We start from the raw sequence: 16295 nt of genomic DNA on the forward strand, positions 1-16295 counted from the left end.
TCCCTGCCTCCCCGTGTCCCACCTGATCGCGTGGGCCGGCCCCCGGCTCGGGGCCGACCACGACCACTACGTTATGCGGTCGGATGGTCACCCGATACGGTCGTGGACCCACACCGAAGGTGGACAAAGCCCCACCTCTCCCCGGGGGATAGCCCGAGGCCCGCCGTCGTCGACGGCGGGCCTCGGGGATCACCGGGGGACGCCGACCGGTCAGTCGGACGCCTCCAGCTCGTCGTCGAGGATGTCGAACAGCTCGTCCGCGGTGACCGCGGCCAGATCCCGGGTGGGCGGCTCCGCGCCGGCCAGGCCGTGCCCGCTGTTCCAGCGCGACACCAGCGCCTGGAGCCGGACCCCGATCCGGCCGCGCTCGGCCTCGTCCGCCCGCACCCCGTCCATCAGCGCCTCCAGGCGGGCCAGCTCGTCCTCCAGCGACGGTGCGGCGGGCGGCTCCCCGACCAGCTCGGCGCGGACGAACCGGGCCACCGCGGCCGGCGTGGGGTGGTCGTAGATCAGCGTCGCGGGCAGGCGCAGCCCGGTCGCCGTACCGAGGGTGTTGCGGAACTCCACCGCGGCCAGCGAGTCGAAGCCCAGCTCCAGGAAGCCCCGGTCCACGTCGAGCGAGTGCGGCCGGTCGTGACCGAGCACCTCGGCCACCCGGTCCCGCACCAGCTCGGTGACCGTCCGGTCCGCCTCGTCCGGCGCCAGGTCGGCCAGCCGGTCGGCCAGCGACCGGGTGCCGGTCGCCGGGCCGGCCGGCCCGGACGCCGCGCGCCGGGCCGGGGTGCGGACCAGGCCCCGCAGCAGGGCGGGCACCGCGCCGTCGCGCCCGCGCAGCGCGGCCAGGTCCAGCCGGACCGGCAGCGCCACCGCGGGCAGCGGCTCACCGACCGCGTCGAACAGCGCCAGCGCCTCCCCGGTGGCCAGGGCGGCCACCCCGGTGCGGGCCATCCGCCGCAGGTCGGCCTCGGTCAGGTGGCCGGTCATTGCGCTGCCCGGCTCGGCCCACAGGCCCCAGGCCAGCGCGGTGCCGGCCAGGCCGTGCGCCCGGCGGTGCTGGGCGAGAGCGTCGAGGTAGGCGTTGGCCGCCGTGTAGTTGGCCTGGCCGGCGCCGCCGAGGGTGGCCGCCGCCGAGGAGAACAGCACGAACCAGCGCAGCGGCGCGTGCAGGGTCAGCTCGTGCAGGTGGCGGGCCGCCTCGGCCTTGGCGGCCAGGACGGCGGCCAGCCGCTGCGGGGTCAGCGTGTGCACCGGGCCGTCGTCGAGCACGCCGGCCGCGTGGACCACGCCGGTCAGCGGGTGCCCGGCGGGGACGCCGTCCAGCAGGTCGGCCACCGCGTCCCGGTCGGCCAGGTCGCAGGCCGCGACGGTCACCGCCGCGCCGGCCGCCTCCAGTCGGGCGACCAGGTCGGCGGTCCCGGGCGCCGCCGGGCCGCGCCGGCTGGCCAGCAGCAGCCGGCGTACCCCGTGCCGGGTGACCAGGTGCTCGGCCACCAGCCGGCCGAGACCGCCGGTGCCGCCGGTGACCAGCACCGTGCCGTCCGGGTCGAGGCCCGCCGGCCGGTCGCCCTCGGTCCGCGGGAGCGGCGCGAGGCGTGGTACGCGCAGCTCGCCCCCGCGGACCGCGAGCTGCGGCTCCCCGGTGGCCAGCGCGGCCCGCAGGCCGGCCGGGTCGTTCTCGTCGACGTCGACCAGCACCAGCCGGTCCGGGTGCTCGTCCTGGGCGGCCCGGACCAGGCCCCACACGGTGGCGTCCACCGGCCGGGGCACGTCCTCCCCGGCGGTGGTGGCCGTCGCGTGCCGGGTCACCACGGCCAGCCGGGAATCGGCGAACCGGTCGTCGGCCAGCCATTCCTGCACGGTGGCCAGCGCCCGGGTGGCCACCTCCACGGTGGAGTCGCCGGTCGATGACCAGGGCAGCACGACGGTCGCCGGCAGCTCGGCCTGCGCCGCCAGCGCGGCGAGGTCGGGGTGGCGGGGCGCGTCCAGGCCGAGGTCGTCGTCGCCGAGGACCGCGAGGGCGGGCGCCGGGTGTCCGGCCGGGTCGGCCGGCGGGGTCCAGGTCACCTGGTAGAGCGAGGTGCGTCGGGCGGCGTCGAGCCGGTCGGCGGCGAGCGGCCGGACCACCAGCCCGGCGACCGACGCGACAGGTGCGCCGGTGGTGTCGGTCAGCTCGACGGCGACCTCCTCCGGCCCGGTACGGGTCAGCCGTACCCGCAGGGCGGTGGCCCCGGTGGCGTGCAGGGCCACGCCCCGCCAGGCGAACGGCAGCCGCAGCCGGCCGTCGTCGGGCTGCTCCCCGCTCAGGTCGAGGGTGTGCAGCACCGCGTCGAAGAGCGCCGGGTGCAGGCCGAACCGCTCGGCCGACGACCAGGCGTCCTCGGGCAACGCCACCTCGGCGTACACCTCGTCGCCGTGCCGCCAGGCGGCCCGCAGGCCCTGGAAGAGCGGTCCGTAGTGGTAGCCCTCGTCGGCCAGCCGCTCGTAGCGTCCGGTCAGGTCGACCGGGGTGGCCCCGGCCGGCGGCCAGGCCGCGCCGGTCGACGCCGGGGCGGGGGCCGCCCCGGGCGCCAGCGCGCCGGTGGCGTGCCGGGTCCAGCCGCCGTCGCCGTCCTCCGGTCGGGAGTGCACGGTGACCGGGCGGCGTCCGGTGTCGTCGGGCGCGCCGACGACCACCTGGAGATCGACGCCGCCGCGCTCCGGCACGGTCAGCGGGGCCTCCAGGGTCAACTCCTCCACCAGGCCGCGGCCGACCTGGTCACCGGCGCGGACGGCGAGCTCCACGAACGCCGTGCCGGGCAGCAGCACCGTGCCGGCCAGCGCGTGGTCGGCCAGCCACGGGTGGGTCCGCAGCGACAGCCGGCCGGTCAGCACGGTGCCGTCGACACCGGCCAGGCCGACCACCGCGCCGAGCAGCGGGTGCGCGGCGGGACGCTGCCCGAGACCCGGCACGTCGCCCGCGCCGGCCGGCGCGTCCAGCCAGAGCCGGCGGCGCTGGAACGGGTACGTGGGCAGGTCGGTGACCCGGGCCCCGGTGGGCGCGAACCAGGCCCGCCAGTCCACCGGCACCCCCCGGGCGTGCAGGGTGGCCAGGGCGGTCAGCAGGGTGGTCGGCTCGTCGCGGCCGGCCCGCAGCACGGGCAGCAGCGCGACCCCGTCGGCGCCGGCGAGGCAGTCCCGGCCCATCGCGGTGAGCACCGCGTCCGGCCCCACCTCCAGGTACGTGGTGACGCCCGCGGCGGCCAGCGTGGCGATGCCGTCGGCGAACCGGACCGCCTCCCGGACGTGCCGCACCCAGTAGGCGGGGGTGCGGATCTCGTCGGGGTCGGCGAGCCGGCCGGTCAGGTTGGACACCACCGGGATCGACGGCGGCGCGAAGGAGAGACCGGCGGCGATCCGGTGGAACTCGGCCAGCATCGGCTCCATGTGCGGCGAGTGGAACGCGTGGCTGACCCGCAGTCGCTTGGTCCGCCGGCCCCGGGCCCGCCAACTCGCGGCGAGCGCGTTGACCGCGTCGTGGTCGCCGGAGACGACCACCGAGGTCGGTCCGTTGACCGCGGCGATGCCCAGTTCGGCGTCCCGGCCGGCCAGTTCGCGGCGCAGCTCCGCCTCGGACGCCTCGACGGCCACCATCGCGCCGTCCTCGCGCATGCCCTGCATCAGCCGGCCCCGGGCGGTGACCAGCGTGGCGGCGTCCGGCAGCGTGAGCACCCCGGCCACGTGGGCCGCGGCGATCTCGCCGATGGAGTGCCCGGCGACCAGGTCGGGGCGGACGCCCCAGGAGGCGAGCAGCCGGAACAGCGCCACCTCGATGGCGAAGAGCGCGCTCTGGCTGTAGACGGTCTGGTCGAGCAGCGCCGCGTCGGCGACGTCCGGCTCGGTGTAGAGCACCTCGCGCAGCGGCCGGTCCAGCTTCGCGTCGAGGTGCGCGCAGACGTCGGCGAACGCGTCGGCGAAGACCGGGTACGCCGCCGCCAGCTCGCGGCCCATGCCGAGACGCTGGGCGCCCTGGCCGGTGAAGAGCAGGGCCAGCTTGCCGGCGCCGGGCGTACCCCGGAGCAGCTCCGGGGTGTCGGCGCCCTCGGCCAGGGCGCGCAGCAGTCGGGCGGCGTCGTCCCCGGCGGGGGCGACCACGACGGCCCGGCGCTCCAGCGCGGCCCGGGTGGTGGCCAGCGAGTACGCCACGTCCAGGCCGGCGCCGGTGTCGGCGATCCGGGCGGCCTGCGCGCACAGCGCCTCCTCGGAGCGGGCGGAGAGCAGCCAGGGCAGCACCGGCGGGGTGAGCACGTCGCCCGCCGGGGCGGCGGCCGGCTGGGTGGCCGGGGCCGCCTCGACGATGACGTGGGCGTTGGTGCCGCTGATGCCGAACGACGAGACGCCCGCCCGGCAGGGCCGCTGCAGGTCCGGCCAGGGCTGCGCCTCGGTGAGCAGCCGGACCGCGCCGGCCGACCAGTCCACCTGCGGCGACGGCTCGTCGGCGTGCAGGGTGCGCGGCAACGTCCCGTGGCGCATCGCGAGCACCATCTTGATCACGCCAGCCACGCCGGCCGCGCCCTGGGTATGCCCGATGTTCGACTTGATCGAGCCCAGCCACAGTGGCCGGTCCTCGGGCCGGTCCTGGCCGTACGTGGCCAGCAGGGCCTGGGCCTCGATCGGATCACCCAGCGTGGTGCCGGTGCCGTGCGCCTCGACCAGGTCCACCTCGTCCGGGGTGACGGCCGCGGCGGCCAGCGCCGCCCGGATCACCCGCTGCTGGGCGGGGCCGTTGGGCGCGGTCAGCCCGTTGGACGCGCCGTCCTGGTTGATCGCCGAGCCGCGGACCACCGCGAGCACCTGGTGGCCGAGGCGCTGCGCGTCGGAGAGCCGCTCCAGCAGCAGCATGCCGGCGCCCTCGGACATGCCGGTGCCGTCGGCCCGCGCCGAGAACGACTTGCAGCGGCCGTCCTGGGCCAGGCCCCGCTGGAGGCTGAAGTCGACGAAGGTGTCCGGCTTGGCCATCACCGTCACGCCGCCGGCCAGCGCCAGCTCGCACTCGCCGGAGCGCAGCGCCTGCACGGCCAGGTGGATCGCGACCAGCGACGACGAGCAGGCGGTGTCGACGCTGACCGCCGGCCCCTCCAGCCCGAGGGTGTACGAGATGCGCCCGGAGGCGACGCTGGCCATGCTGCCGTTGCCGACGTAGCCGGCGAGTTCGTCGGGGACGCTGGCCAGCCGGCTGCCGTAGTCGTGGTACATCACGCCGGTGAAGACGCCGGTGGGGCTGCCCTTGAGCGCGATGGGGTCGATCCCGGCCCGCTCCAGCACCTCCCACGAGGTCTCCAGCAGCAGCCGCTGCTGCGGATCCATCGCCACCGCCTCGCGCGGGCCGATGCCGAAGAAGTCCGGGTCGAAGTCGGCCGCGTCGTAGAGGAAGCCGCCCTCGAGCGAGTAGGTGCGGCCGGGCCTGCCGGGCTCCGGGTCGTAGAGGTGGTCGAGGTCCCAACCCCGGTCGGTGGGGAAGCCGCCGATCGCGTCCCGCTCGTCGGCCAGCAGTTGCCACAGCTCCTCGGGACTGCGTACGCCGCCGGGGAAGCGGCAGCTCATCGCCACGATGGCGACCGGCTCGTCGGCGACCGGGCGGGGTGCGCCGGCCGGCCGTACCTCGACCGGAGCGCCGAGGATCGCTTCGTGCAGGTGACCGGCGAGCGCGGTGGGGTTCGGGTAGTCGAAGACCAGGGTGGCCGGCAGCCGCAGCCCGGTCGCCGTGTTGAGCCGGTTGCGCAGCTCCACCGCGGCCAGCGAGTCGAAACCCAGTTCCTTGAACGCCCGGGCCGGTTCGACGGCGGTCGGGCTGTCGTGGCCGAGCACCGCCGCGACGTTGGCCCGGACCAGGTCGAGCAGCACCCGGTGCTGGTCGTCGGCGGCCAGCGCGGCGAGTTGCCGGTGCAGGCCGGAGCCGGTGGCCGGGGCGCCGCCGCCGGCCGCGCGACGGGCCGGGAGCCGGATCAGGCCCCGGAACAGGGCGGGCAGCGCCTGCCCCTGGGCGCGCAGCGCGGCGGTGTCGAGCCGGATCGGCACCAGCAGCGCCTCGTCCGCGCCGACGGCGGCGTCGAGCAGGGCGAGGCCCTGCGCGGAGCTGAGCGGCAGCACGCCGGAACGGGCCATCCGGGCCACGTCGGTCTCGTCGAGGTGCGCGGTCATTCCGCTGCGCTGCTCCCAGAAGCCCCAGGCCAGGGCGACCGCCGGCAGGCCGAGGCTGCGGCGGTGCGCGGCGAGCGCGTCGAGGAAGACGTTGGCGGCGGCGTAGTTGCCCTGCCCGGCCCCGTCGACCGTGCCGGCGGCGGAGGAGAAGAGCACGAACGCGGCGAGGTCCCGGTCGCGGGTCAGCTCGTGCAGGTGCCAGGCCGGGTCGGCCTTGGCCCGCCACACCGTGTCGAGCTGGGCGGGGGTGAGGCCGGCGAGCAGCCCGTCGTCGAGGACACCGGTGGTGTGCACCACGGCCGCCAGGTCCGGGAGCCCGTCGAGCAGGGCGGCGACCGCGTCCCGGTCGGCCATGTCGCAGGCGGCCACGGTGACGGTCGCGCCGAGCCCGGTCAGCTCGTCGCGCAGCTCGGCCGCGCCGGGCGCGTCGAGGCCGCGCCGGGAGGTGAGCACCAGGTCGCGGACACCGTGCGTGCCGACCAGGTGCCGGGCCACCAGCGCACCGAGCACGCCGGTGCCGCCGGTGACCAGCACGGTGCCGGCCCCCGGCCAGGCCGCCGGGGCGCCGGTCGCCCGGGCCAGCCGGGGTACGCGGACCTGGCCGTCGCGCAGGGACAGTTCCGGCTCGCCGGTGCCGACCGCGGCGAGGATCTCCTCGACCGGGGTCTCCGGGGCCGCGTCGACGAGGACGAACTGGCCCGGGTGCTCGGCCTGGGCGGCGCGGACCAGACCCCAGACCGGGGCCTGGGTCAGGTCGGTGCCGCCGTCGACCGCGCCGTGGGTGACCACGACCAGCCGGGCGGCGGCCTGATCCGGGTCGGCCAGCCAGGACTGGAGCATGGCCAGGGTCTCCCCCGCCGTGGCGCGGGCGGCGGTGGCCGGGTCGGCGTCGCCGGCCGGGGTGACCGGCGCGAGCACCACGTCGGGTACGCCGAGACCCAGCCCCTCCAGGTAGCCCCACGACTCGGTGGCGGTGCCGGTCGGCACGGCGGTCCAGTCGACCCGGTACAGGTCGCCGTCGGTGGCGGTGGCCGCGGTGAGCTGCACCGGGCGGGAGATCAGCGAGCCGACGACGGCGACCGGCGTACCGGTGGGGTCGGCGAGGTGCAGGGTGGCGGCCTCCGGCCCGGCGGCGGTGACCTTCACCCGCAGCGCGGTGGCGCCGGTGGCGTGCAGGGTCACGTCGGTCCACGCGAACGGCAGGTACGGCGGCCGGCCCGCCGCCACCGGCTCACCGATCCCGACCGCCTGCAACGCCGCGTCCAGCAACGCCGGGTGCAACCCGAAACGGGCCGCGTCGCCCTGCGCCTCCTCCGGCAGGGCCACCTCGGCGTACACCTCGTCACCGAGACGCCAGGCGGCCTGCACACCCTGGAACACCGGACCGTACTCGTAACCCTGGGAGATCAACTCGTCGTAGAGCCCGGCGGTCGGCACCGGCACCGCCCCCGACGGCGGCCACGCCACCAGGTCGAAGCCGGCGGCGCCGGTGGCGGCGGTGAGGGTGCCGGTGGCGTGCCGGGTCCAGCCCTCGGTGTGCTCGGGTCGGGAGTGCACGGTGACCGCGCGCCGGCCGGCGTCGTCCGCGCCGAGCAGCAGCTGGACCTGCACCGCGCCCTGACCGGGCAGGAGCAGCGGGGCGTGCAGGGTCAGCTCCTCCAGATGCCCGAGGCCGACGTGGTCACCGGCGTGCAGCACGAGTTCGACGAAGCCGGTGCCGGGCAGCAGCACCGTGCCGTTGACCGCGTGGTCGGCCAGCCACGGGTGGGCGTCGAGGCAGAGCCGGCCGGTGTAGAGCACCTCACCGGACTCGGCCATCGACACCGCCGCGCCCCAGAGCGGGTGACCGGCCGAGCCGAGGCCGGCGGAGGCCAGGTCGGCGGCGCCGCCGGTGGCGTCGAGCCAGTAGCGGCGGCGCTGGAACGGGTACGTGGGCAGCGGCACCTCGCCGCGCGGGCGGGCCGGCAGGGCCGGGGCCCAGTCGACCGGCACCCCACGGGTGAACGCCTCGCCCAGCGAGGTGAGCCAGCGGCGCAGTCCGCCCTCGTCGCGGCGCAGCGAGCCGATCGCGGCGATCTCGACGCCGGCGTCGGCGGCGGTCTCCTCGACACCCATGGTGAGCACCGGATGGGCGCTGCACTCCAGGAACACCCGCATCCCGGCGTCGAGCAGGTGACGGGTGGTCTGCTCGAATCGGACGGTCTGCCGCAGGTTGGCGTACCAGTAGGCGGCGTCGAGGCCGGTGGTGTCCAGCACCTGGCCGGTGACGGTGGACCAGAACGGCACGGTCGAGGCGCGCGGGGTCAGGTCGGCCAGCACCTGGGCCAGCCGCTGTTCGATCAGCTCCACCTGCGCGGAGTGCGAGGCGTAGTCCACGTTGACCCGCTTGGCACGGACGCCCTCGGCGGCCAGCGTGGCGACCAGGTCGTCGACCGCGTCCGGGTCGCCGGAGACCACCACCGAGGAGGTGCCGTTGACGGTGGCCAGCGAGACGCGGCCGGCGTAGCCGGCGAGCCGCTGAGCGGCCTGGGCCTCGGGCAGGCCGACCGACGCCATCGCGCCCCTGCCGGCCAGGTCCTCGGCGATCGCCAGGCTCCGCAACGCCACCACCGCCGCACCGTCGCGCAACGACAACCCACCCGCCACCACAGCGGCGGCGATCTCACCCTGCGAATGACCGATCACCGCATCCGGCTCCACACCGTACGCCCGCCACAGGCCGGCCAGCGAGACCATCACCGCCCACAACACCGGCTGCACCACGTCCACCCGGTCCAGCGACGGCGCGCCCTCGACCCCGCGCAGCACGTCGGACAACCGCCAGTCCACGAACTCCGACAACGCCGCACCAGACTCACCGATCCGCTCCGCGAAGACCGGCGACGAGCCGAGCAACTCCACCGCCATCCCGACCCACTGCGACCCCTGACCCGGGAAGACGAAGACGGTGCCGGCGCCACCCTGGAGCAGGGCCGGCACCGGGGCACCGGCGGCCAGCGCGTCCGTGCCGGTCAGCAGGTCGGCGACGTCACCGACGACGACGGCCCGGCGCTCCAGCGCGGCCCGTCCCTTCGCCAGCGCGTACGCGAGCGCGCCGGGCGCGGCCACCCCGGTCCGGGCGGCCGCGCCGAGCTGGGCGGCCTGGGCGCGCAGCGCCTCCTCGGTCTTCGCGGACAGCACCCAAGGCAGGACCGCCGGGGTGGGCGTCTCCTCGGCCACCGGCTCGACCGGCGGGGCCTGCTCCACGATGACGTGCGCGTTGGTGCCGCTGATGCCGAACGACGAGACGCCCGCCCGGCGCGGCCGGTCCCGCTCGGGCCACGGCTGCGGCTCCTGCAACAGCCGGACCGCGCCGGCCGACCAGTCGACCTGCGGCGACGGCTCGTCGGCGTGCAGGGTCTGCGGCAGCAGCCCGTGGCGCATCGCGAGCACCATCTTGATCACGCCGGCCACACCGGCCGCACCCTGGGTGTGCCCGATGTTCGACTTGATCGAGCCCAGCCAGAGCGGCCGGTCCTCCGGCCGGCCCTGCCCGTACGTGGCGATCAGCGCCTGCGCCTCGATCGGGTCGCCGAGCGTGGTGCCGGTGCCGTGCGCCTCCACCGCGTCGACCTCGGTCGCCGGGATCCCGCCGGCCGAGGCGAGGGCCTGCCGGATCACCCGCTGCTGCGACGGCCCGTTCGGCGCGGTCAGCCCGTTCGACGCGCCGTCCTGGTTGGTGGCCGAGCCGCGGATCACCGCGAGCACCTGGTGGCCGTTGGCGCGGGCGTCGGAGAGCCGCTCCAGCAGCAGCAGGCCCGCGCCCTCACCCCAGCCGGTGCCGTCGGCGTCGGCGGAGAACGACTTCGACCGGCCGTCCTTCGCCAGGCCCCGCTGGCGGCTGAAGTCGATAAAGGTGTCCGGGGTGGACATCACCGTCACGCCACCCGCGAGGGCCAGGCTGCACTCCCCCGCCCGCAGCGCCTGCACCGCCAGGTGGATCGCCACCAGCGACGACGAGCACGCCGTGTCGATGGAGACCGCCGGGCCCTCCAGGCCCAGCGTGTACGCCACCCGGCCGGAGACGATGCTGGCCAGGCTGCCGTTGCCCAGGTAGCCGGCCAGCTCGTCGGGCACCTGGTGCAGCCGCAGCGCGTAGTCGTGGTACATCACGCCGGCGAAGACGCCGGTCGGGCTGCCCTTGAGCGAGGTGGGGTCGATCCCGGCCCGCTCCAGCACCTCCCACGAGGTCTCCAGCAGCAGCCGCTGCTGCGGGTCCATCGCCACCGCCTCGCGCGGGCTGATCCCGAAGAAGTCGGCGTCGAAGTCGGCCGCGTCGTAGAGGAAGCCGCCCTCCATGGAGTACGTCTTCCCGGCCTTGCCGGGCTCCGGGTCGTACATGCCGGCCAGGTCCCAGCCCCGGTCGGTGGGGAACGGCGACACCGCGTCGGTGCCGTTCTCCAGCAGCTCCCAGAGCTGCTCGGGGGTGGCCACCCCGCCCGGGAAGCGGCAGCTCATCGCCACGATCGCGATCGGCTCCCGGGTGAACCCGGTGAGCACCGGCTCCGGCCCGGCCGGCTGCGCGTCGGTGCCGAGGACGGTGCCGACCAGGTACTCGGCCAGCGCCGCCGGGGTCGGGTAGTCGAAGACCAGGGTGGCCGGCAGCCGCAGCCCGGTCGCCGCGTTGAGCCGGTTGCGCAGCTCCACCGCGGCCAGCGAGTCGAAGCCGAACTCGGTGAACGCCCGGCGCGGCTCGATCGCGTCGGCGCTGTCGTGGCCGAGCACCGCGGCGACGTGCGCCCGGACCAGGTCGACGGTGAGCCGGTCCCGTTCGGCCGGGGTGAGCCCGGCGAACTGCCGGGCCAGGCCCGCCTCGGCCGGGCCGGCCGCCTGCGCGGCGCGCCGGGCCGGCAGCGGCACCAGGGCGCGCAGCAGCGCCGGCACCCCCTCCGGCCGGTTGCGCAGCGCGGCCAGGTCGACCCGGATCGGCGCGAGGACCGGCTCGTCGACGCCGAGCGCGGCGTCCAGCAGGGCCAGGTTCTCCGCCGGGGTGAGGCCGGGCATGCCGGAGCGGTCGATCCGCTGCCGCGCGGCGGTGTCCAGGGCCGCACCCATGCCCGCGTCGCCGGTCCAGAGACCCCAGGTCAGCGCCACGGCGGGGCGGCCGGCGGCGCGCCGGGCGGTGGCCAGGGCGTTGAGGGTGGCGTTGGCGGCGGCGTAGTTGCCCTGCCCGGCGCAGTCCAGCAGGCTGGCCAGCGAGGAGAAGAGCACGAACGCGGTCAGGTCGGCGTCGCGGGTCAGCTCGTCGAGGTGCACCGCGCCGTCCAGCTTGGCCCGCAGCACCGTGTCCAGCCGGTCCGGGGTCAGCGAGCCGATCACGCCGTCGTCGACGATGCCGGCCGCGTGCACGACCGCGCGCAGCGGCCGGTCGGCGGGGACGGTGGCGAGCAGCGCGGCCAGCGCGTCCCGGTCGGCGGCGTCGCAGGCGGCCAGCTCGACGGTCGCGCCGGCCGCCGCCAGCTCCGCGCGCAGCTCGGCCGCGCCGGGCGCGTCCGGCCCGCGCCGGCTGGTCAACAGCAGGTGGCGTACGCCGTGGGTGCTGGCCAGGTGCCGGGCGACGTGCGCGCCGAGGCCGCCGGTACCACCGGTGACCAGGACGGTGCCGTCGGTCGGCCAGCCACCACCGGTGTCCTCGCCGGTGGCCACCCGGACCAGCCGGGGCACACCGATCTCCCCGTCGCGCAGTCGCAGCTCCGGCTCGTCGGTGGCCAGCGCGGCGGCCAGCAGCGGGGTCGGGGCGTCGCCGAGCCGGACCGTGACGAACCGGTCCGGGTTCTCCGTCTGCGCGGCCCGGACCAGGCCCCACACCGCCTCGGTGGCGAGGTCGTCGACGCGGCTGACGAAGGCCAGCCGGGTGCCGGCGAGTCGGGCGTCGGCCAGCCAGGTCTGGAGCACGGCCAGCGCGGCGGCGGTGACGGCGCGCACCTCCCCGGCGGGCACGCCGACGAACGCCCACTCGGGGGCGGTGGCACCGGCGTCGATCGCGGCGCCCAGGGCGGCCGGGTCGGCGTACGGCACCGCCCCGCCGATCCGCTCGTCGCCGAGGACCGCCCAGCGCGGCGTGCCGGTGGGGGCGGCCCGGTGGCCGAGCGTCGTCCACTCCGGCCGGAACAGCCGCTCGTGGTAGCCGCCCCGGGCCGCGCTGAGCTGGGCGGTGGAGACCGGGCGGGAGACGAACGAGCGCACCGAGGCGACCGGCGCGCCGGTGCCGTCGGCCAGGGTCACCGACACGCTGTCCCCGGCGGCGGGGGCGATCCGGACCCGCACCTCGGCCGCGCCGGTGGCGTGCAGGGTCACGTCGTTCCAGGCGAACGGGATGCGGACCTCGTCGTCGGCCGGCTGGTCGCGGCGGGCCGCGTCGATGGCGTGCAGCGCGGCGTCCAGCACCGCCGGGTGCAGGCCGAACGCGGCCGCGTCGGCGCGGCTCCCGGCGGGCAGCGCGACCTCGGCGTACACCTCGGGGCCGCGCTTCCAGACGGCGCGCAGGCCCTGGAAGACCGGGCCGTAGCCGTAGCCCTGCCCGGCCAGCTCGGGGTAGATACCGGCCAGGTCGACCGGCTGCGCGCCGGGCGGCGGCCACTCGGTGAGCGGCTGTCCGGCGTCGGCGGCCGCGCGGGCGAGGAAGCCGCTGACGTGCCGGGTCCAGAGCTGCTCGTCCGGTCCGTCCGGGCGGGAGTACACGGCGACCGGGCAGCGGCCGGCCGGGTCGGGCGCGCCGACGACCACCTGGAGGGCGACGCCGCGCTCGTCCAGCGCCAGCGGGGCCTCCAGGGTGAGCTCCTCCACGGTGGCGCAGCCGACCTGGTCACCGGCGCGCACGGCGAGTTCGACGAAGGCGGTGCCGGGCAGCAGCGCGACGCCGGAGATGGTGTGGTCGGCCAGCCACGGGTGGCTGCGCAGCGACACCCGGCCGGTGAGCACCACCCCGTCGCCGCCGGCCAGGCCGACCACCGCGCTCACCAGGGGGTGACCGGCGGCGAGCTGGCCGAAGCCGGTCGCGTCGGCGGTGCCGCCGCCGGACGGCAGCCAGAACCGGCGGCGCTGGAAGGCGTACGTGGGCAGGGCGGTACGGCGGGCGCCGCGGCCGGCGAAGAACGCCGCCCAGTCGACCGGCACCCCGCGCACGTGGGCGCGGGCCACGGCGGTGAGCACGGCGGTCTCCTCGTCCTGCCCGGCGCGCAGCACCGGGGCGAAGACCGCGTCGGCGTCCTCGGGCAGGCAGCCGGGGCCCATCGCGGAGAGCACCGCGTCGGGGCCGAGTTCGAGGAAGGTGCCGATCCCCTCGTCGGCCATGGCGGTCACCGCGTCGGCGAAGCGGACGCTGTCGCGCACGTGCCGCACCCAGTACTCGGGGTCGCCGAGCTCACCGGCGAGCACCGGCGCGCCGGTCACCGTGGAGACGATCGGGATCGCCGGCGGGTGGTACGTGAGCACCTGCGCGAGCCGCCGGAACTCGGCGAGCATCGGCTCCATCAGCGGCGAGTGGAAGGCGTGGCTGACCCGCAGCCGCTTGGTCTTGTGTCCCTCGGCGGCGAGCGCGGCGACGACCTCCAGCACCGCGTCCTCGTCGCCGGAGACGACCACCGACGCCGGCCCGTTCACCGCCGCCAGGCCCACCTCGGCCTCCCGACCGGCGAGCAGCGGCCGGACCTGCTCCTCGGTGGCCCGCACCGAGATCATCGCGCCGGCGGGCGGGAGCTGCTGCATGAGCCGGCCCCGCGCGGCGACCAGGAGCGCGGCGTCCTCCAGCGAGAGCACCCCGGCCACGTGCGCGGCGGCCAGCTCGCCGATCGAGTGGCCGGCGAGCAGGTCGGGGCGGACGCCCCAGGAGGCCAGCAGCCGGAACAGCGCCACCTCGACGGCGAACAGGGCGCACTGGGTGTAGGCCGTCCGGTCGAGCAGCGCCGCCTCGGCGGAGTCCGGCTCGGCGAAGAGCACGTCCGCCAGCGGCACGTCCAGTTGCAGGTCCAGCCAACCGCAGGCGTCGTCGAACGCGGCGGCGTAGACCGGGTACGTGCGGTACAGCTGCCGGCCGGCGCCGAGACGCTGGCTGCCCTGGCCGGTGAAGAGGAGACCGAGCCCGCCGCCGGTGACCTGCCCGACGTGCGTGCCGGGCCGGCTGTCGCCCTCGGCGAGAGCCGCGAGGTCGTCCAGCGCCGTCGCCCGGTCGCCGGTGACCAGCACCGCCCGGTGCTCCAGCGCGCCCCGGGTGGTGGCCAACGCGTACGCGACGTCCAGCAGTTCCGGTTCGGCGGTGGCCACGGCGGCGTGCAGCGCGGCGGCCTGGCCGCGCAGCGCGTCCCCGGTGCGGCCGGAGAGCACCACCGGCAGCACCTCGCTGGACAGCTGCGGCACGTCGGGTACGGGTTCCCCGCCGGCCGCCGGGGGTTCCTCCACGATGACGTGCGCGTTGGTGCCGCTGACCCCGAACGAGGACACGCCGGCCCGGCGCGGCCGGTCGGCGCCGGCCGCCCAGTCGCGGGCCTCGGTGAGCAGCGCGACCGTGCCGGCGGACCAGTCCACGTCGGGGGTGGGCGCGTCGACGTGCAGGGTGCGCGGCAGCATCCGGTGCCGCATCGCCATCAGCACCTTGATCACCCCGGCCACCCCGGCGGCGGCCTGCGCATGCCCGATGTTCGACTTGAGCGAGCCGAGCCAGAGCGGCCGCTCGGCGGGACGCTCCCGGCCGTACGTGGCGATGATCGCCTGCGCCTCGATCGGGTCGCCGAGCCGGGTGCCGGTGCCGTGCGCCTCGACCAGGTCGACGTCGCCGGGCTCGACCCCGGCGGCGGCCAGCGCCTGCAGGATGACCCGCTGCTGGGACGGCCCGTTCGGGGCGGTCAGCCCGTTCGACGCGCCGTCCTGGTTGATCGCCGAACCGCGGATCAGGCCGAGCACCGGGTGGCCGTTGCGACGGGCGTCGCTGAGCCGCTCCAGCACCAGGATGCCGACGCCCTCGGCCCAGCCGGTGCCGTCGGCGGCGGCCGCGAACGGCTTGCACCGCCCGTCCGGGGCCAGCCCGCGCTGGCGGCTGAACGCGGTGAACGCGCCCGGGTGCACCATCACCGTCACGCCGCCGGCCAGCGCGGTGCTGCACTCCCCCCGCTGCACCGCCTGGCAGGCCAGGTGCAGGGCGACCAGCGAGCCGGAGCAGGCGGTGTCCACGGTCAGCGTCGGCCCCTCGAACCCGAAGCTGTACGCCAGCCGGCCGGACACGACGCTCGGCGCGTTGCCGGTGAGCAGGTAGCCGTCCAGGCCCTCCGGGGCCTCGTGCAGCCGGGGCCCGTACTCCTGCGGCTCGGCGCCGATGAAGACGCCGGTCTGGCTGCCGCGCAGCGTCGCCGGGTCGATGCCGGCGTCCTCCAGCGCCTCCCAGGCGGTCTCCAGCACCAGCCGCTGCTGCGGGTCCATGGTCAGCGCCTCGCGCGGGCTGATGCCGAAGAAGTCCGCGTCGAACTCGGCCGCGCCCTCCAGGAACCCGCCCTGGCGCACGTACGTCTTGCCCGGCGTGCCCGGGTCGGGGTCGTAGAGGCCGTCGACGTCCCAGCCGCGATCGGTCGGGAAATCGGAGATGACGTGCCGCTCCTCGGCCACCAGCCGCCACAGCGCGTCGGCGGAGGTGCTGTGGCCGGGGTAGCGGCAGCCGATGCCGACCACCGCGATCGGCTCCTCCTCCTCGGCGGGACGGCGCAGCGCGACGGCGGCCGGCGCGGGCGCCGACCCGCCACCGAGCACCGACCGCAGCAGCCGCCCGACGGCCACCGGGGTGGGGTGGTCGAAGACCAGGGTCACCGGCAGGTCGAGGCCGGTCACGGCGGCGAGCCGGCGGTGCAGCTCGACCGCGGCGAGCGAGTCGAAACCGAGGTCGCGGAAGGGCCGGCCCGGCTCCACGGCGTCCGGGGCGTCCGGCAGCACCGCCCGCAGCACCTCGCGGGCCTGCTCGCGGACCAGCGCGGTGAGCGCCCGGTCCTGCTCGTCGGCCGTGCGGCCCTCCAGCCGCCGCCGCAGGGCCGACAGCGCGTCGGTGGCGGCGGCGGGGTTCACGGACTCGCTCATGGCACGCTCCACTAAATCTCCGG

1 protein-coding gene is annotated in these 16295 nt (G+C 76.9%); it reads right to left on the reverse strand.

The window, feature by feature from the left end:
• Positions 1-210 precede the first annotated feature (210 nt).
• Positions 211-16272, reverse strand: coding sequence for a type I polyketide synthase (locus tag GA0070611_RS12060; RefSeq protein ID WP_269456364.1), 16062 nt, complete (start codon positions 16270-16272; stop codon positions 211-213).
• Positions 16273-16295 lie beyond the last annotated feature (23 nt).

Source organism: Micromonospora auratinigra, assembly GCF_900089595.1.
Classification (GTDB): domain Bacteria; phylum Actinomycetota; class Actinomycetes; order Mycobacteriales; family Micromonosporaceae; genus Micromonospora; species Micromonospora auratinigra.

Excerpts from the sequence above, each read along its gene's own strand:
- GA0070611_RS12060 (WP_269456364.1), bottom strand. The coding sequence starts at position 16,272 with ATGAGCGAGTCCGTGAACCCCGCCGCCGCCACCGACGCGCTGTCGGCC.